This is a genomic window from Segetibacter koreensis DSM 18137 (genome assembly GCF_000374045.1).
GTDB lineage: Bacteria > Bacteroidota > Bacteroidia > Chitinophagales > Chitinophagaceae > Segetibacter > Segetibacter koreensis.
On the sequence record NZ_KB893348.1, the window covers coordinates 58,752 to 78,742 of the forward strand.

At 36.2% G+C, this 19,991-nt stretch carries 15 protein-coding genes; 5 read left to right on the top strand and 10 right to left on the bottom strand.

Annotated elements, in window-relative coordinates:
* Positions 1-101: 101 nt before the first annotated feature.
* From tamL to B154_RS33995, 5 genes are all read right to left on the bottom strand, one after another.
* Positions 102-2,417, bottom strand: coding sequence for a translocation and assembly module lipoprotein TamL (gene tamL / locus B154_RS0119685; protein WP_018616044.1), 2,316 nt, complete (start codon positions 2,415-2,417; stop codon positions 102-104).
* Complete coding sequence (locus B154_RS29190; RefSeq protein WP_018616045.1) at positions 2,407-7,842, bottom strand: translocation/assembly module TamB domain-containing protein; 5,436 nt, start codon at positions 7,840-7,842, stop codon at positions 2,407-2,409. The genes tamL and B154_RS29190 overlap by 11 nt, the downstream gene beginning before the upstream one ends.
* Positions 7,843-8,139: 297 nt before the next feature.
* Positions 8,140-8,307 carry a hypothetical protein gene (locus B154_RS32830; RefSeq protein ID WP_169337682.1) on the bottom strand — a complete coding sequence of 56 codons (168 nt, stop codon included), beginning with the start codon at positions 8,305-8,307 and terminating at the stop codon, positions 8,140-8,142.
* Positions 8,308-8,348: 41 nt separating this feature from the next.
* Positions 8,349-8,819: a low affinity iron permease family protein gene (locus B154_RS0119700; protein WP_018616047.1), complete on the bottom strand. Its 471-nt coding sequence runs from the start codon at positions 8,817-8,819 to the stop codon at positions 8,349-8,351.
* A 106-nt stretch (positions 8,820-8,925) separates the two neighbouring features.
* Positions 8,926-9,192, bottom strand: a complete 267-nt coding sequence (locus tag B154_RS33995) for a SemiSWEET transporter (protein WP_018616048.1) — start codon at positions 9,190-9,192, stop codon at positions 8,926-8,928.
* A 491-nt stretch (positions 9,193-9,683) separates the two neighbouring features.
* Between B154_RS33995 and B154_RS29195 the strand changes: the two genes are divergently transcribed.
* Genes B154_RS29195 through B154_RS0119720 form a run of 3 tightly spaced genes read left to right on the top strand, consistent with a single transcriptional unit; the run spans position 9,684 to position 10,865 of the window.
* Entirely contained in the window at positions 9,684-10,043 is a 360-nt protein-coding gene (locus B154_RS29195; protein WP_018616049.1) for a YtxH domain-containing protein, read from the top strand.
* Positions 10,044-10,101: 58 nt separating this feature from the next.
* Entirely contained in the window at positions 10,102-10,446 is a 345-nt protein-coding gene (locus B154_RS0119715; protein WP_018616050.1) for a phage holin family protein, read from the top strand.
* A gap of 2 nt (positions 10,447-10,448) precedes the next feature.
* Positions 10,449-10,865 carry a hypothetical protein gene (locus B154_RS0119720; protein ID WP_018616051.1) on the top strand — a complete coding sequence of 139 codons (417 nt, stop codon included), beginning with the start codon at positions 10,449-10,451 and terminating at the stop codon, positions 10,863-10,865.
* 125 nt (positions 10,866-10,990) lie between these two features.
* On the opposite strand, the gene B154_RS0119725 is transcribed toward B154_RS0119720, so the two are convergent.
* A complete protein-coding gene (locus B154_RS0119725; protein WP_018616052.1) occupies positions 10,991-12,088 on the bottom strand; it encodes a DNA topoisomerase IB in 1,098 nt (365 codons plus the stop codon).
* A 164-nt stretch (positions 12,089-12,252) separates the two neighbouring features.
* Between B154_RS0119725 and B154_RS0119730 the strand changes: the two genes are divergently transcribed.
* Positions 12,253-13,707 (top strand): NAD-dependent succinate-semialdehyde dehydrogenase, encoded by a 1,455-nt coding sequence (locus B154_RS0119730; protein ID WP_018616053.1) that lies wholly within the window; start codon positions 12,253-12,255, stop codon positions 13,705-13,707.
* Positions 13,708-13,818: 111 nt separating this feature from the next.
* On the opposite strand, the gene B154_RS0119735 is transcribed toward B154_RS0119730, so the two are convergent.
* The 4 genes from B154_RS0119735 to serC all read right to left on the bottom strand — a co-directional run bounded on the left by B154_RS0119735 (position 13,819) and on the right by serC (position 19,202).
* Positions 13,819-15,606 carry an AMP-dependent synthetase/ligase gene (locus tag B154_RS0119735; protein WP_018616054.1) on the bottom strand — a complete coding sequence of 596 codons (1,788 nt, stop codon included), beginning with the start codon at positions 15,604-15,606 and terminating at the stop codon, positions 13,819-13,821.
* A 91-nt stretch (positions 15,607-15,697) separates the two neighbouring features.
* The gene (locus tag B154_RS0119740; protein WP_157580882.1) at positions 15,698-16,750 is read right to left on the bottom strand and encodes a tetratricopeptide repeat protein; all 1,053 of its coding nucleotides are present in this window, start codon (positions 16,748-16,750) and stop codon (positions 15,698-15,700) included.
* Between the two features lie 54 nt (positions 16,751-16,804).
* Positions 16,805-18,037, bottom strand: a complete 1,233-nt coding sequence (locus B154_RS0119745) for a DUF1015 domain-containing protein (protein ID WP_018616056.1) — start codon at positions 18,035-18,037, stop codon at positions 16,805-16,807.
* 97 nt (positions 18,038-18,134) lie between these two features.
* On the bottom strand, positions 18,135-19,202 hold the full coding sequence (serC, locus tag B154_RS0119750; protein WP_018616057.1) for a 3-phosphoserine/phosphohydroxythreonine transaminase: 1,068 nt from the start codon (positions 19,200-19,202) through the stop codon (positions 18,135-18,137).
* Between the two features lie 336 nt (positions 19,203-19,538).
* Between serC and B154_RS0119755 the strand changes: the two genes are divergently transcribed.
* Complete coding sequence (locus B154_RS0119755) at positions 19,539-19,856, top strand: heavy metal-binding domain-containing protein (RefSeq protein WP_018616058.1); 318 nt, start codon at positions 19,539-19,541, stop codon at positions 19,854-19,856.
* Positions 19,857-19,991: the final 135 nt, after the last annotated feature.

The following is a 19,991-nucleotide window of genomic DNA, read 5'->3' on the forward strand; positions in this document are numbered from 1 at the left end:
TTCGGTCGAGTTGCATCTTTTTTGCAGCAACAAGAAGATTAGCGTTGTTTATTTTGTTATGTTGAAGTCTCTTCACTTGCCTGCACTTTTTCACCTTCCTCTTAGAAAGGCAAACCTATAGCTATGTTATAAACAATGTTCTGTTTTCTCCAGGCACTGTTACCAAAGTCAATCTGGTTAATAACATTTCGCTGGCCCGGGGGCAGATATGGTTTACGTAAGGGGATAGCGACATCCAAACGTAGAAGTAATATTGTTAGATCTATTCGTAAACCTAGCCCCGCATCTATTGCAAGTTGCTTTAAAAAGTTTTTGCTAAACTTAGCCCCTGGCTGATTTGGATCTTCGTTGTACAACCAAACATTACCTGCATCTACAAATACGGCTCCGTTTAAAATGCTAACGAGTTTTGCCCTGTATTCGGTATTGAATTCAAATTTTAAATCACCCGTAATATCAGGCAAAATACCTGTACTATCTGCAGTACGTTGACCGCCACCATAAGTTCCCGGCCCGACTGACCTACTTCTAAAGCCTCTTAAGCTATTACTTCCACCTGCAAAATATTGTTTAACAAAAGGAAGAATGGTTGAGTTACCATAAGGTATGCCTACACCAAGAATCACACGATTGGCCCATTGATCATTTTGACCCACTTTTACGTAATACCTTGTATCGAATTCAGTCTTAACGTACTGGGAGAAAGGAGTACCGAATAATTTTACTGTTTTTCCTTGTTTAGCATCCGCTCCACTAATCAGCCCTGCGATATTTCCCGAGAGATCAATCAAACCATTAAAGTAAAGGCCTCCCGCATTTTTCTCCCGGTTTACTAACTGGTTATAGTTGAAATTATAGTTAGATCCAATTATGAACTGTTTAGCAACAGTGCGTTTCAGGGTAGGATATTTTGCAAGATACTTAGTGAAAGAATCTGTAACATTAAGCGATTGAACATAATTTACTACAATCGGGTTGAACGTGTGCTCTTTTCGTGCACTTTCTTTCCAGGTATATCCAAATTGTCCTCTGTAAGAATTTAAAGTATATAACTTCTGACGCTGCAGTATGTCGTACCCAAATTGAATATTCGTTCTCGGAACAAAGGAACCTTCGGTATTTAGCTGGAAAAAGGGAATTAAAAATCGTGGAAAAGTAAGATTTGCTTCTGCTCCATACCGGAATGTATTGTAACCGCTAAACTGACCGCTATATTGAACTTCAAAACCTCCATATGCGTTTATGGTTAACAACTCTGCTCCCCTGAATGCATTGCGGTTTCTCCATCTCACGGTTACCTCCGACCCATTGACGTTATTTGATTTTGAAAGTCCCCCAATTTCTGCACTTAAAGATTTTTTTGGTAAAGGAGTTAGGTAATAGTAAGTATTTAGTTTAAAAGAATCTGCGATAGGTTCGAAACGGTTTTTTACGAATTTAAATGTGCCTAAATTAATAAGCCTGTTAATTGTAAGATTATGCTCTGTCCGGTTATATAATTCACCTGATTCAAACCGCATCATTTGTTCAAAAACGAGTGGCTTAAAAGTTTTCTTTCTGTCTATTACATAATAGCCTTTGTAAAATACCGAGTCGGGCTTTAAGGTATCTCTGGCTGCAGAATTTAAATTATAATTTGAATAAATATAAATATCATTGATAGTATATGCATGCATGCTTTCGGTCGGCACATCAGGCTTTAGATTTACATACAAATTAGCAAGGTCACTTCCATTTGTACTGTCTACAGCAACAATGAGATGATCGGGACTAAAATAATAAAAACCCTGTTCTTTTAAAGCTGCATCAATCCTTAATCTTTCGCCTTTAACTACATCAAGACTAAAAGGGTCTCCTTTTTTTAATATCGATTTTGACGCTATGGCACGAATTGCCTCGCTTATCGCGCTGCTGTCTTTAGGGAAAGAAACTTCATTTATTTTGTATTGAACTCCGGCGTTAGCTACGTAATGCGCACTTGCCTTTTTATTTTTTACTGTAGTGTCTCCTATTGTTTTTGCATGGAAAAAACCTTTATTTTCAAGAGTATTTGTCAACACCTGAACATTTTTGTTGACGTTGACTCGGCTTAACAGAACAGGCGGCTCGCCTGTTTTTCTAAGAAACCTATTAATAAAATTATTCTTCTTGCCCGCCATATTGTAGATGAGTAACTTAAAGGGAATACCTAAAATTCTTGAATTAGGTTTAGGACGGATAAGACCCTGCAAATCAGTTTTGAGAACTTTATTTTGTTTTCTGCTTGCTTTAGAATTTTCAAGTTTCAAAGATGCGCCAGTATACAAGGCATCGTTTGCAGGAACCTTCTTTGTAGCACTGCATCCCCCTGATGAAACAATGATTACAGCAGCAACAAATAAATAAATGAGAGTAAGGCAATTTTTTTTAATTTCCATCTGTTGAATCTTTTACTGAAGCAGGAATTGATTTTCTGTCATCTGCCACGGTTTTTTCACTATCTGAAATTACCTGGTCATTCTCTGCGGGTGTATTACTTGTAGTTGCTTGCGTTGCTTGCGACTTCGTTTCTTTTTGTTGCTGAAATCTTCTTCTTTTACGGAAAATGTCTTTGAACTTATTATAATCAACAGATATTATAAACTTAAGTCCTGTTTCTATCACATACCCTTCTACTACCGCTTCGTAGTCATTTTTGCGATAACCTCTTAGTAAAAGTCTGCCATCCTGCGTTAAATTGTAATCAATCGTAACATTTCCTATCACATTGCTTGCAGTCTGCTTACTCTGTTGCGGTCCCTCTAATTCATAGTTACTGCCTACTGTTACCTTTAACCGGTCATTTAAAAGTCGTTTAGAAAGATTTACATTAAAATCTGTTCTGTCGCGTCTTTCACCGGTAGTGTAATCATCGGCAGAATTAACATCAAAACTTATATCGACCCCCGCTATAAGATCACCGGCCAACTTATTAAGCTGTTCAGTCAGTATTTTACTTACGCTTTGTCTTGCAAATGATCCAGCACTAAAGCCTCCGCCACCTCCACTGCTTTCAAATGGATTTTCTGATACAAAACGATTTAAAAGTAGTAGAGCAAAAACTTGTTTATTTAACTCCGATGGTTCTGTTCTTACCTGGTCAAGACGAGTATTGACAGTCGTTAATACCTCGTTTGAAACCCTTACATTATTTTCGGTTGGAAGAGCAATGTCGAAGGTAAGTTCAGGCTGCATCAATTGTCCTTTCATCATAAGCTTTACCTGGAAAGGCAATTTTTGCTGATAATAATTGCGTGTATTATCATTAATCTGGTTTTGTACCAGGTCCATAGCAGAAGTATTTGCTACATACACGGCAGTAATATCAATATCGGCTGTTGTGGGCTCTCCTGTCCAGGTTATTTTACTTCCTTTTTGAATATCAAATCTGCGGTGAATAAAATTAAATGACAGATCATAGGCTCCTGATTCAATTTCATAAGTACCAGCCATAGTTGTTTTTCCGCTAGGGTCAATACCAGCAGTTAATTGAGCTGCTCCTTTTACTTGCAGGAAGTCTCCATTCCCTTCATCTACAATTATATTAAATGTTGCCTCTTTCTGAATTTCGAGGTTGATAGATACATCCATACCTGTAACGGCAGTTGTATTAAATGAAGAGTCATATTTGGCAAGCGTACGTTTAAATATAGTATCACTACCAGGCGCATCCATATCAACAAATTCAATAACTCCCTTTCGATCCACTACACCCGGTTCAGGCTGTGGCAGCACTATTGACAAGTTAGTATTCTCATTTATTCGCAAATTTCCATCTACAACCGGGGCAGTTTCTGTTCCTTTTATTCTCATATTGGTATTGAAATACAACTGCCCGTAGTATAAAGCATTTTGCCTTTTTGTAGTATTAATTGCCCTGAAATTTCGCGCCTTTAAGGTGAGATCGAGGTTATAATTGATGAAGTTATTTGTTCCAGCCAAGCCATCTAACACGAGGCTATTATTTGCCGAGTCTTTTATGGTAAAAGTATCAAATTTAATTCCTTTGCTATTGACTTTGATAGTTTCACCATCTATTCTAAAGTAACTACCCAACATAGCCACATTAAAACCGGTCTTATTAAAGCTTATACCTCCATCAACATTAGGAGATGTAACTGTACCATTAATAGCTACTTTTCCTGTAAGGTTACCTGTTGCCTGGGTTATAGCTCCCATACTTGCAGCCTCAACAGTTTTGAAGGGAAGCCTGTTAATATTAAGATTAAAATCAAAGTTGCTGTTATTAGCAGGCTTGAGATAATAATTTCCTGTTAGGTTTACGTCATTTCCTCTTCCCGTAATCGTGACGTTTGTTGCAAAAACATTTTCAGTATTGTTATTTACTTTAATGTTTACATCTCCTATAGTATCTCTTTTAAGAGCCAGGTTATTTAACGTTAGGTCTGTGGTAAAGTTGGGCTGAGTCAGAACATCCTTTACCATTACATTTCCGTTAAGCATTCCCTCAATAGGCAATGAATCGGATTGTACAAACGCGGAAAGAGTAGCGAGATCAAATTTTCTTACATCTACTTCTAATGGACTGTTTGCAGACGAATTGATACTGTTTATGATTAAATGTTGCTCGCCTTTGTTCAGGTTAAAATTTTTGGCATTAACAATTGTCGATCCGAATCGTATCAAATTATCTCTGTTAATAGACCATGTATCATAATTAAGCATTAAACTGTCAGGCTTTAATGAGAAGGTAAAAATACTATCAGGCTCCTGCGCAAATAAACCTCCAAAACGATACTTTGTCTTCGATGCCTTGTCTTTAAGTGATATACCAAAATCTACTGTATTATTAGAAATATTAGCTGCTATAGCGGGTTTATATAAAATTATACTTGTACCTGCAGCAATTTGGTTAACACTGGTTGTAACGTTAAGGGCATTATTTGCAGTGGCCGCATTCATTTTTAAGTTATCTATTATGTTGGTTCCATATAAAATATACGGTACCGAAACATTAGCATTCCATCCATCACTGCTTGAAAAATTTGATTTAATAGTTATTCCATCAAAACGTTGCAGATTGGGTACAAATTGGTGAATAGTTGGGTGGTCAACTACGTTGGCATTAATTGTAAAATTATAAGGGTCAATATTTACCTGTTTCGGAGCCGGAGGACTGATAGCATAGTATGGTTGAATTGCTTCCATCATGATATCGCCTAACTGCTGCAGCTTGTATTGGCCTCGTATTACCGCATTTACAAAATCTGTTTTAAGAGCAATAATCTGTTCATCATTTACATGGCTGGCCACTACTGAAACAGAATCCATAGCTATTCTCTGGCCATTCATTACTAAAACGGAGTTTACCACATGTAACTCTCCATTCAATGCGTCAAGATTTAACTCAGGAACATTTGCTGTTATCTTGCCGTGATATACAATTGCATTAGGAGTTAAATGTAATGGCAAAGTTTTTAAACTGTCAATATCTGCGTTTACGACAAAGCCCGGAAGATTGCCACTCATATCTCCTTGAGCCTGGATAGCAAAATGAATGTTTGGATCATCCATATTAGCATTCGCAGTAAACTTCTGATCAGCAATTGATGCCTCTAAATTCAGATTTTTGTAAGTATATTGTTTTATTTCTGCTGAACTGATTATTCCCTTTAAGCTTGCATTTGCTTTTTCCGGATCGTAACCGCGACCGTCAATAGTAAAACTTGCTGATAATGCACCCATGTTTTGAGGCTGTTGCATTATAGCACCAAGATTTAAATTTGAAGTGGAAATTGTTGCATTGTATACTGCATTTATTGAGTCTAATGCATTGCTTATTTTTCCATCAACCTTTGCTGATCCTAAAGAAGTATTTAAGGTAAGATTTGCAAATGCGCTTTTCATTCCTCCTTTAATTTTGCCAGTTAAAGACATTGTGTTAGGAATGGTGATATTTTTAGGGATAGTTCCTGCAGGAGTTAAAGCTACAATTTCACCTCTGCTTGTATTAAACCTTTTTATATTTATATCAGCATTTGCATTTTTAGTATCGGTAGCATTGTTGATTATTCCTGAAATATCTATGTTGGTGTTGCGCGAATCTGTAAATTGAAACTGGGTAATTTCCAATCTTTTCATTCCACCTTTTATCTTTCCGTTCAGAGCCATTGTCTCAGGTAAACTGATATTTTGAGGAATGCTTCCCTTTGGAGCCAACGACATAATATCATCCCTGCTCGTGTTAAATCTGCGGATGCTTAAATCTGCACTTACGTTTTTAGCATCCATAGCATTATTTACTGTTCCTGACACATCTACATTTGTATTTCGCAGACCTCTCAGTTGAAAACGATCTATTACCAAACGTGCCAGGCTTCCCCGTAAGATTGTGTTTACATACAATTTCGCCTCGGGATTTCTAAAGGCAGGTTGAGCCGAAAGGGTAGGCATAAAGGTTAAAATATCTTTTACCTGCAAATAGCTGTTATCAATGTTAATATCCATTTCAAGCAATCCCATTTCTTTTTGAATAGCTGCGAGAGACGGGTACCGAATAACAGCGCTTCGCTTTATTTCCGAGCCGGGGGTTTGAATGAGTATATCATGTAAAGAAGCACCTTTGTCAGTATAAATAACATTTGCCTGAAATTTATTCAAAACAAACCCACTTCGCTCTGTCATTTGTCCTTCTGTGATATTGGTAGCTATAGTGTCATTATGAAACAAAAAATTATCTGCATGCAGAGTAAGATCTTTTATATCAAGATGAGCATAATCCATTCCTTTTGATAGCCTGGGTTTGGAATCATCGTCGTATTGAAAATTGTTGTCGTTAAATTTTACTGACGCGATTGTAAACTTCCAAGGCATTGCCTCTGCCGGTACTTCTTTTGCGTTTTCATCGGTTAGTTTAACTACTTTAGCCGTTGCCTGCTTACCTGATCTTAAAAATCCCTTGAGGTTATTAAGTTCAACATCTTTTATAGCAATAACTGAATTTTTAAGATCAAAACTTTGAGGGTGAATATTTAAGTCTTTAAAAGAGACTTTTGTTGTCATTGCTGACACGTCATTGGTGTAATTAAGATCTATGTCTTTTAAAAGAATTTCCTTATTGGTAAAATTTAAAAATTTGGGAGGTTCATTACTGACTGTTGAATCAGGGTTGGCCACTACTGCCGTTACTGCCATCGGTTGCGACTGGTGTACTCGTCCTTTAAAACCATTTAATGTAATACTTGGAACATCATAGCGAAGATTAGCCGGATCGAATGTATCTATGCGCGTATCAAAATGATTAAGGTAAACATCTACATCGTTACCTGTAACCACGTCGAAATAAACAAGACGAGTTTTATCAACAATTATTTTTTCAATCGCCATCTTCATTGCTGACGTATCTTTTACTGTTGTGTCTTTGGGCGAAGCAAAGGCATCTACTATAAACTGGTAGTTGAAAATAGTGTCAGGAAGCTGCCTTTTAATTTTTGCAGTAATCTGGTTTAAATTAATTTCATTGATCTGTATCTCTTTGTGAAGCAATTTAAACATATCAATATCTACCTTCAATTCATTTCCTGCTACTAAAGTATCTTTAGTTTTGTCTTCAATATATACCCCTCGCAGAACAAGCATTTTTGGAAAATCAATGTCAAGCCGCTTTATTTCAACACGGGTTTTAAGCTTATTCTCAAGAAATGCAACGATTTTTTTTCGGGCAAAATTTTGAACCGGAGCAGTTTGAATTGCAATAAGAAGCAATACAATTAGTGCTAACACTGAAAGTATAAAAATGCCAAATCCACGTCCTATTTTTGCAAGAAGTGATCTTTTTTTTGTGTGAGTTTTAGTTTCTTCCATAGCACTTACCTAATCTTTTATCTTCTAATAAATATTTTATAGGACAAAATGCACACCAGCGAAAAGGCATTCTAAAATTTAAGCCAATCATTTTGACAGGTAAAAAAATAAGGGGAAATGATATTTGCTGTAGAAATAATTCCTCATGCACATTAAACAAAACCGAGATTAAAAACCCGAATTTTCCTATAAAAGATAATATTTAACATTATTTGACTTCCTATGGCAGTTAAACTAGTTTAAATTATTAACGCAGTCATTATTAATATTCTAAAAACTTATATTCTTATAAGATCCTTATCTTCTCATTTTTCCAATCAGCCATAAAACAAGCGCTACAATCAGTACTACTACAATTACTCCTACCCACATACCTGCTTTAAAAATATCGGCTATGGCCTGGCAACTTGTAAGTAAAGTAGAACCTGCTAAAAAGATGGTTGCAAGTATTAAATTATTCCTCATTTTTTTCATTTTTTATTTTATAATTATAAAATTTATGCCCTCTATAAACTTTTAAGATTTTTATTTTCTTTATTCTGGATATCTTTAGCTTCTTCCACGGAATGAGAAGTAAACAGGTTGTTATCTTTTTCTGCAAGTTCACCCAAGTCGCAGTAAAACTTTTTTAACTGCTTCAATTCATCGTCTGTAAGATCTTCCACATCAATCAATCGGTTGCTTGCTTTACTGCTGGCAGCAATTAATTCATTCAATTTTAATTGCAATGCCATTGTATCTTTATTTTGAGACTGTTGAATAATAAAAACCATAAGAAAAGTAATAACCGAAGTTGCTGTATTAACTACTAATTGCCAGGTATCGGAAAAATGAAACACGGGGCCACTGCAGGCCCAAACTACTATAAACAAAACAGCAACAACAAATGCATATGAAGATCCTGTAGCTTTTGTGACAACTGTCGAAAACTTATCGAAAGGTTTATTGTTTTTTTTGTTATCAGTTTTTATATTCATAAAAATTCTATTGAGGTTTAGGGGTACTGTACTGTGCAACAAATTATAGCTTGTTTAATTTCATAGTACTATGAATAAATTGAAAAAAACAATGCCAGTAGTTAAGCTACTTATCGTTATTTCGATATTTAAACCTAAAGAAAAGGATCAGAAAGTTTAGAAAAACTGAAAAACTGTTGGTCACAATTATAGGAGTATCCTTTCTTAATACTCCATAATATATCCATAGTAATATACCTATCATTAAAGTTATAAACATCCCTATAGACAATGCTTCAACCTTTTTTTCTTTTATTATTTTAATTAGTTGTGGTAGAAGTGAAGAAGATGTCAGAATTCCTGCTGTTATACCAATAGCCCCTGTTATTTCCAAACCGGTTAGTTTTTGTTTCTAAAAATAATATCAATTGTTAAAGCTTCTTTTCGAACCTATTTCCTTAAAAAAGCTTTGTATCTCTTCTTATATTAATTCACCTATCATACCAGCTTTTGTTTTTACTTCAATTGCTACAATGTTGTCTACCTTTTTTATTTAATAATTCCATTTTTTCTTCTACCTTTCAAAGGTGCTAGAGTTTTCCGTGGACTACCGATCGCCTTACCCGTTGACTATTAGTAAAAAAAGTAAAGAGAAAAACTTAATTTTAATAATGAATCGTTAGCATAAATAACATTTGTAAAGTAGGAAAATAAATATGTAAAAAACAATAATTCGATGGGAAAATAATTCCACAAAATTGACATAACTCATTTATTATGTTGGTATTATTAACACTACGACACCTATTATTTTTGGCATTATTTTTTTAAAATATCATTTACAAATGCGTTAAAAATAATTTTTTACAATTAAAAACCATTATTATGAACTCAGGATCAAAAGTATTATTAGGCGTATTGGCAGGGGCTGCTACAGGTGCTATTTTAGGAGTTTTATTTGCTCCTGATAAAGGCTTGGAAACAAGAAAGAAGATTTCTGATGGCAGTAAAGACCTATCACAAAATTTGAAAGACAAATTTAGCGAATTTGTTGATGGCCTTGCTGATAAGTATGAAACCGTAAAAGAAAGCGCTACCGACCTTATTGAGCAGGGAAAAGCTAAAGCTTCAAATGTTGCTAATGCCTTAAAATCTGACGCTGCAGGAGCTGTAGCAACAGGGGCACAGGCTACTGCAAACGGTGCACAGTCAGCTGCAGATAAAGCTTCATCATATCAATCATAAATTTCTTTTCTAAGGCACTTGTATCAAACAGGTTTCCGGCGATTATTAAAAACCAGCTATGGACAGACAGCCAACTTTAACTTTAATAGAATCCCTATTTAGCGAATCTAAAGAGTACGCATCAGACAGGCTTGAATTATATAAATTAAAGGCAGTTGATAAGACATCAAATATTGCCTCATCTGTTGTTGCAGGTATTGCTTTAGTTATTGTATTTTTTATATTTTTTATTGTGCTTAACATTGGTATAGCCCTGCTTATAGGTGATTTAGTTGGTAAATCATATTTAGGATTTTTGATTTTAGCTGCGTTGTATGCAATCGCCGGACTTGTTTTACTTAAGGGTAGAAATAAGTTCTTTAAGACACCTATTACCGGAATGCTCATACGTAAATTTTTATAAGGATGGCAAACAGGAGAAAAATTACTAATGATGCTGATTTACAAGCAGCTATAAAAGAACTTGAAAGAAAAGTGAAGCTCGATGAAGAGGAAATTAAAGATAGTTACGACGAAGTAAAGGTAAATCTTAACCCTAAAAGAGTGGTTAAAAATACTTTTAGCTATGTGGCTGAAACACCAGAAGTTCAAAGAACGCTGGTAAATACAGCTATAGGGTTTATTTTGGGCTATGCATCAAAAAAGGCTGTAGAACTATTGTCTGAACAATCTTTAAACAGAACAGTAGAAAATCTTGTAAATCATCAGATCACTAAACTCGAAAACAAACATCCGCAAAGCTTGCTTTCTAAAGGAATTTCACTTTTCAGGAAACATACTCCACCGGACTCTCCTATTTATCCTTTGGTAAAATATAGGTAAATATTTAATTATTAATACATCAAAAATTAGCAAAAGCTATTTACAAGATAAATAGCTTTTGTCTTTTATAAGTATCTACTCCTGTGTCGGCATATCTTATTCTAACTAGTTATGAGCCTTTCGTCTTAGTTGGACTTTAAAATTTCCATCAGGATTTTTTCCTCTTTTGTCAGATCTGCTTTGTTGTCATCATCTTCAAGGGAGTCTAAATGCTTTAAATGTTTTTCAAGTGTTTTTGTTTCATATAAAGAAACAATAAGTGGATGGACATAATATTTTTTACAAACGGTACGCGTATTTCCTAACGCGCCTGCAACCATATCTAGCGCTGCTACAATATTTTTTTTTGTTTCGCTTTGTGTATCACTAAGACCCAGCTCTTTAAATGCTAATAGCGCCTGAACAGTTCCTGACCACGTTCTAAGATCTTTGGCAGTAAAATCTCCATCACCGATACTTTTTATATAGTCGTTAACCATTCCGGAGTCAATGCTTCTACGGTGTCCATCGTCATCAATAAACTGAAAAAGTTCTTTCCCCGGTATGTCCTGGCATTTTTTCACAATTTTTGCCAGCCTTTTACTTTTAATGTCAATATCATGATATACACCTTTTTTTCCTTTAAAGGAAAATTTAATGCTTGTACCTTGAATTTTTACATGCCTGTCCTTTAAAGTGGTAATGCCATAAGAGCCATTTGCTTTTTCATAAGAGCAATTGCCAATTCGTATATTAGTTCTTTCCATAAGGCTAACGACAGTTGCCAAAACTTTTTCTACCGGCAAGCCCGGCAAAGAAAGGTCTTTTTCAACTTTTAGTCTTAATGATGGTAGCACCGTCCCAAATTGATAAAGCCTGTAGAATTTTGTTCGATTTCTTAACGCATTCCATGAAGCATGATACTTATATTGTTTCCGGTTTTTGGTATCAATACCGGTTGCCTGTAAATGACCATTATCTTTAGGTGATATCCATACATTTTCCCAGGCGGGTGGTAACACAAGTCTTTTTATTCTTAATAAAGTTTCCTCGTCCGTAACTTTTTTCCCCTGGTATTTGTATTCAAATCCATCATTTGTTTTTATTCGTTCTATACCAGGAACGTTATCACTCAAATAGACCAAGTTAACTGCTTCCGCAGTTTTAACAGGGCTTTTCAAAATCGACCTGATCCTTCTTTTTGGAATACTTGCTATAGCATCAGCAGCTATCGTGGAATCCATAAATTGTTATTTATAAATATTAGTCGAAAATCGTACCTACTATAAATTGGAGGATTACATAAAATAATAATAACAGTTATAATTTTGTTTAATTTGTATGCGGAAGCATTTCTACAAAACATAATGAGGCCTGATTTTTCTTTCTTTTAAAAAAATTATCAGTCATGCGATTATCACAGCAAAACCTTCTTCAGAATAAATCTTTTATAAATAACGAATGGGTTTCAGAGCAAAGTGGAAAAACGTTTGAAGTTACTAATCCGGCTACAGGAGATGTAATAACCCGGGTGGCTAATTGTACGCCCAAAGAGACGGAACAAGCCATTGAAGCCGCGACAAAAGCTTTTGAAGTATGGCGTAAAAAAACTGCAAAAGAAAGATCGGCAATAATGCGAAAGTGGTTTAACCTGGTAAATGATAGCCGGAATGACCTTGCATTGCTAATGACGACTGAACAAGGAAAACCGTTAGCAGAGGCAAAAGGAGAAATAACTTATGGAGCATCTTTTATAGAGTGGTTTGCCGAAGAAGCCAGAAGGGTATATGGGGACGTAATTCCGACTCCTTTAAATGACCGCAGAATTGTTGTGATAAAACAACCTATTGGTGTTGTTGCTGCCATTACTCCCTGGAATTTTCCTATATCGATGATTACCCGCAAAATATCACCGGCAATTGCCGCTGGTTGTACAGTTGTACTTAAACCTGCTGCTCAAACACCTTTAAGTGCCTTAGCCCTTGCCTACCTTTCAAAAGAAGCTGGTTTTCCTGATGGGGTTATAAACATTATAACGTCTGATAATGCAGCAGAGATTGGTAAAGTAATGACTGAACATCCACTTGTTCAGAAATTTTCATTTACAGGTTCTACAGGTGTGGGAAAAATGCTAATGCAACAATGCGCTTCTACAGTAAAAAAAGTTTCATTAGAACTTGGAGGTAATGCACCACTAATTGTGTTTGACGATGCAAATATTCAGCAGGCTGTAAAAGGTGCACTTGCCAGCAAATACCGAAATGCAGGACAGACTTGTGTATGTGCAAACCGAATATATGTTCAGGATCAAATTTACAACCAATTCATTCAGGAATATAAAAAAGCAGTTACTTCTTTAAAGGTAGGAGAAGGTACGCAACCGGGTGTAGAAATCGGGCCATTGATAGATGAAAAAGCGATTGAAAAAATAAACAGGCTGGTACATGAGGCAGTAGGTAAAGGAGCTGAAATAACAACAGGTGGAAATAATCACATGGCGGGTAAGTTATTTTTCCAACCTACCATCGTTGAAAACTGCAACCAGGAAATGGCACTAAGCAAAGAAGAAATATTTGGACCTGTTTCTGCCATATATAAATTTGATACAGAAGAAGAAGCTATACGATTTGCAAATGATACAGAATATGGTTTAGCTTCTTATTTTTTTACCCAAAATTTGGCAAGAGCATGGAGAGTTGCAGAAGCATTGGATTATGGAATTGTTGGTATAAATGAGGGGGTAGTATCACACGCAGAAGCACCGTTTGGAGGTATGAAAGAAAGCGGTATAGGACGAGAGGGGAGCAAGTATGGAATTGAAGAATATGTTGAGATTAAATATCTCTGCCTTGGAGGGATGTAATCATTTGCGCCCAGTTGTTAGACTTTAAATAAAAAGGATTCGTAAAACTGTTACTTTAATCAACTGGATCAATTTTATTTGTAGTGTAGAGAATTAGATGCTATGTGTAAATTAGCAGGCGTAGATTTTCTCCACGACGTCATGATATTCGTCTAAAACTACTTTTCTTTTTACGCTCATTTTTGGAGTCATTTCACCTGTATCAATACTCCATTCACGTGGTAACAATTCAAACTTCTTTATCTGCTCAACGTGATTAAAATATTTATTAAAAGAGTCAATTAGGTCTGTATACAAATCTAAAACTTTAGGATTTTTAACGGCCTCTTCATTGCTTACAAATCGTACATCATTATCTCTCATCCACTGTCGCAACATGGGAAAAGCAGGAACAATTAATGCAGCGACAAACTTTTTGTTAGCACCAATTACAAGTACCTGTTCTACAAAATTACTTTCTTTTAATTTATTCTCAATTACCTGTGGCGCAACATACTTTCCGCCACTTGTTTTAAACAGCTCCTTTTTTCTGTCAGTTATTTTTAAAAATCTACCGGAGTCCCAGGTACCAATATCACCCGTATGTAACCAACCATCCACTATTACTTCGGCAGTCAGGTCAGGACGTTTGTAATATCCTGCCATTACGGTGGGGCCTTTTACCAGTATTTCTCCGTCTTCCGCCAGCTTTACTTCAATTCCATCAATAGGTGGACCCACTGTGCCAAACTTTGTATCACTCTTCGGCTTTCGCCTGTTAATACTTATAACCGGGCTGTTTTCGGTTGGCCCATAACCTTCATATAAAGGAATCTGAGCAGCATTAAAAATCTTAAGAAGTTTTACCTGACACGCGGCTCCTCCAGATATAACAAATGAGATATTTCCACCCAAAGCTTCCCTCCATTTACTAAAAACCAACTTATTGGCAAGTGCAAGCTGCGTTCTATACCAGATACCTCCGCTTACGTTATTATCATATTTTTCAGCCAGGTCCACTGCCCAAAAGAATAACTTTCGCCTAGCTCCTTTAAGTTCACTTCCTTTTGCCATAATTTTCTCAAAAACCTTCTCTAATAAACGAGGTACTGTTGTAAAACCGTCAGGTTTTACTTCCCTTAAATTATCCGCTATCGTACCCAAACTCTCGGCATAGTAAATGCTAATGCCACTATACAAAAAAATATAAGTAGCCATTTTCTCAAATATATGATTCAGTGGTAAAAAGCTTAAAACCTTAAGCTTTGGATCATCAGGAAAAGGAAAACTTTCTTTACTAAATTGTACGTTGGTATAAATATTTTCATGGCTGAGCATAACGCCTTTGGGTATGCCTGTAGTGCCAGAGGTATAAATTATGGTGGCTACTTGCTTTGGTGAGACTGCTGCTTTTATATCCGAAACTTTTTTCAATTCACTGGACCCGGTTGTCAACAAGCTTTTCCAGTTTTTTACACCTTCTATTTCATCAAAAGAATAAATATCACGCAGGGTATCGACCCTTTCTGAAACGCTTAATACTTTTTCAAGTAACTCCTGATTGCTTACAAAGATCATTTTAGCCCCCGATTCCTTCAATATAAACTCGAGCTCAATAGGGTTAGTTGTAGGATAAATCGGAACGAGTATTGCACCGGTTTGTTGAACAGCCATATCAGTAAAAACCCACTCAGGACGATTATTGCTGATAATAGCAACTTTATCAGCTGCTTCAACTGTCATATTGTTACCCTGACAGCCTTTTTTTATAAGACCCCCGCTTAATGCATTAACTGTTTCACTTACTTCTAACGTGCTATAAGAGCGCCAGGAACCGTTAACTTTTTCGGCGAACATAGTTTCTTTTGGAAACTTAGACAACTGGTACTCAATACAGTCAAATAATCGTTTTAGTTCCATATGACAATAGTTAACGTATAGCTAAAGACGAGAGGCTTATATTGCCAAAGTTGTGTATGCTCAGACTTTACATGATAGGCAAAAAAAGGCGCTATTTCGCTGCAATGTAGTAGTACTGCTGGCCCTCGGGTACTTTAAACACTTTACTCCGTATAAATGTAAGAAAAGTATTCAACTCCTGCTGGTGGAATTGTTGCCAGGTCTGATAGGCTTTAAGGTTAGCCGCTGGACCAAATAGCCAAAAGTTGTACGCCTCAAACATTCCCTCCTGCAGCAACTGTCTCTGATGTTCGAATAACCTGAATGGATAAGTATCGCCATAAGTATTATACCAGTCAAGTATAAAACGGGTTCGGATAACGGTGAGTGTCTCAGGAGTAATTCCGAGCGATGTTTGACTTTGCTGCTTGTTCAGCGTCTCTGCTACGGCTGTTGTAAATTGTACAAATTTTTTATCCGCTTTTTTGTCGATATTTTTTTTCTCTGTAATCTTGGGAGGTACATAACCGGCCACAAAATACTTTTTGTACTGATCGAGAAGCAGGTTTTTCATTTCAGTGCTTCTTGCAGTAAAGCTTTCCATATTTAAAAACATTTCAGCGTATAAAATGCTCCATAAACTATTCCCACTTAAAGCATATTGTTTTGCAAGCAAGAAATAATTACTGCTATAATTAGGATCAGCGTCAACGCCTTTTTCCCAAAGTTTTACTGCGAGGTCCATTTTTTTGTCGGCGACCAGTTCACCATACTCACTATACAGTACCCCTTCATCCGGAAATTTTTTTAAGCCCGTTTTGTAAAGCTTTTCCGCCTCATCATCTTCAGCAATGGCTCTATAAGTTAACCCAAGCAGTTGAAAACTTTGCACGTCCGCATCTTTGCGTTCAACTAATGGTTTACCCACCTCCATGGCTTTAGCAAAATCTCTTTTAAGATAATAGGCAAAAAGAAGATCCTTGGTAATTTGCAGATCATCGGGTTGTATCTGCAATGCTTTCTTCAATACCAAAACAGCATTATCATAATCGCCTTGCTGCAAAAAAGTTTTAGCAGTTGCATGCAGCGTATCGGCATTTTGCGTGGACTGAGCAAAACAAAAAGAAGAGATAAAAACAAAAACGACAAAGAAATATTTTTTCATAAAATTCCACTTAAACAGCAAAGAGGTAATCAATTTTAGATCCTCTTTTTCCAATTAATCTATAAGATGTGTTAACAATCCATCTCTCAACTTAGGTTCAAACCATGTACTCTTAGGTGGCATAACATTTCCGCTGTCAGCAATATCAAACAATTGCTCAATACTTACTGGGAACAAGCTGAAGGCAACTGCCATTTCACCACTGTCCACTTTTTTGGCGAGTTCAGATAAGCCTCTAATTCCACCGATGAAATCTATTCTGGTATCGGTACGAGGATCATGAATGCCTAATATTTTGCTTAGAATATTGTTTTGCAGAATAGAGACATCTAAAATACCAATAGGATCATTAGTATAAGTGCCTTCCTTAGCCGTAATTGAATACCAGTTTTTGTCAATATACATGCCTAATTGATGCAATGCCTCTGGCTTTACCTCGTTCTGACCAGTCAATTTTACTTCAAAGTTCTCGCCGACCTTTTTCAAAAACTCATCTACCGATAAACCATTAAGATCTTTCACCGCCCGATTATAATCCATAATATGCAACTGGCTGGCAGGAAATAAAGTGGTTAAAAAATAGTTTGCCTCTTCACTGGCTTTGTCTCCTAACGCTGCACGCACCTTTGCTGCTGAGGCAGCCCGGTGATGGCCGTCAGCGATATATGTATTAGGAACTTCTTCCTCAAAAAGAGATGTAATATTGCTGATTGAAGACGAATCATTTATAACCCAGATGGTATGCTGAATGTTGTCGTCAGCAGTAAAATTGTATACGGGATTTCTGTCTTTCTTCCATTGGTTCAGTAGATTGTCAATTGCTTCGACATTTCTGTATGCTAAAAAAACGTTGCCTGTCTGTGCCCCTGTTATTTTAATATGATTGATGCGGTCTTGTTCTTTTTCTGGCCTGGTAAATTCATGTTTTTTAATAATGTCATTTTCATAATCTTCAACAGAGCTACCGCAAACAAGCCCGGTTTGACTTCTTCCATTCATCACAAGTTCATATATATAATAACACGGCTTGCTTTCCATGAAAAGAACCTTACGCTGAATAAACGCATGAAGATTTTGCCTTGCCTTATCATAAACTTCCATACTATGTATATCCGCATTTTCAGGAAGATCTATCTCGCTTTTTGTTACATGTAAAAAGGAATAAGAATTGCCCTGAGCCTCTGTTTTAGCTTCCTTACTGCTAAGCACGTCGTAAGGTCGTGAAGCTACTTTAGAAGCAAGTTCTGCCGCTGGCCTGAGCGCTTTAAAAGGTAAAATTTTCGCCATTAATATAAATTATTTTTGCAAGATAATAAATGTGTTGGGGTTAAAGGTGGGATAGTTACAGATTAACACTAACTTCTACTGTATCAACTTTCAATCTTTATCCAAATTTGTTTGAGAATTCTTTCATTACTTCTACCAGCACCTTTACACTGCTTAACGGTAATGCATTGTAAAAAGAAGCGCGAAAACCACCCACCGAGCGATGACCTTTTATGCCATACAGATTTTCTTTTTTACAAACTTCCAGAAACTGTTTTTCAAGCGCAGGATCTTCTATTGTGAAAACTGCATTCATTTTACTACGATCTTCTTTTACAACCGGACCTTTAAAAATGGGCAGATCGTCAAGAACAGAATAAAATAAAGCTGCTTTTTCGTTATTTAGTTTTTCTATTCCAGCAACACTACCCATTTTTTTTATCCATCTCAGCGTTAACATACTGACATAAATAGCAAAAACGGGCGGAGTATTCAGCATCGATTTATTTTCGATATGATTTCGGTAATCTAGAATAGTTGGAATTTTTCGCGTTACTTTTCCCAAAATATTCTTATTGACCACCAAAAGATTTACACCTGCAATTCCTACGTTTTTCTGTGCTCCGGCATAAATAAGCGAAAAACGGTTAAAATCCATTTGACAACTTAAAATATCGCTGCTCATATCGGCCACAAGAGGAGCATCTGTCTCAGGAATAGTATGCCACTGAGTTCCTTCAACTGTATTATTGGTAGTATAATGTAGATACACCGCATCTGCCGGCACTTCAAATCTTTTTGGCAGATATGTATGATTTTTATCTTTAGAAGATGAGACTACCTCTACGTTTCCAAAAAGCCTTGCCTCTTTTATCGCTTTACTACCCCATATGCCATTGTCAATATATGCAGCAGTTTTATCTTCATTTAATAAATTATAGGGTACCTGCATAAACTGTGTACTAGCACCGCCGTGCAGAAACAAAACTTCATGGTCTGCATCTAACTGCATCAGTTCTTTTACCAGCGAAACTGCCTCATTCATAACCTCCTCAAACAAAGGAGTGCGATGACCTATTTCAAGTATTGATAAACCACTGTTGTTAAAATTTAAAAGTGCTTCACTTGCCTGCTTAAAGACTTCAGACGGAAGAATGCTTGGACCGGCATTAAAATTATGGACCATTATTCAAAAATTGAAGTGCAAAGTAAACGAAAGGGTTTTAAAAGTTCAACGCAATATTTTTAATGACAGTTGGATCTGGGAATCGACGAGATAGCAATTGACCAATAAATAACACTCTTTCCATTCATTTTATTCTGACCTGTAAACACTAATACTTCTGCTGATGCAATCAATTACATAGTGAAGAGCGAAGCTTATTTTATAATTCTATTTCAACTTCTCTGGCTTTTAAAACTTAGAACTGCCTGGCAATCTTTCATTAATGAATCTAATTAGTTTGCACCTTTATTCTGTAATTTCAACAATTTTAAACTTGCAGTTAAATACCACCTGACTATGATTACTACAACTACTCATGCTATTGAAGGTCATCCTGTACAGCACTATCTTGGTATTGTGAGTGCGGAGTCGATTATAGGAGCAAATATTTTTAAAGATCTATTTGCCGGTCTGCGCGATATTGCCGGTGGACGAAGTGGAACATACGAAAAAGTAATTGAAGAGGCGCGAACGATTGCCCTGAATGAACTTATACAAAAAGCACAAAGCATAGGTGCAAATGCTATAATTGGTATAGATGTGGATTTTGAAACAATAGGCGCATCAGGAAGTATGCTGATGGTAATGGCAACAGGAACAGCCGTACGAATATAAGTTTCTTTCGCAGACCTTCTTCATACTATAAAAAAACTTAAAGACTGTTAATTATAATAAAAAGACTTACTTTTTTTGCGGAAATTCTATATAAAATTGTTAATGATAGCGGAATAATAATAAATTGCCGCTAAA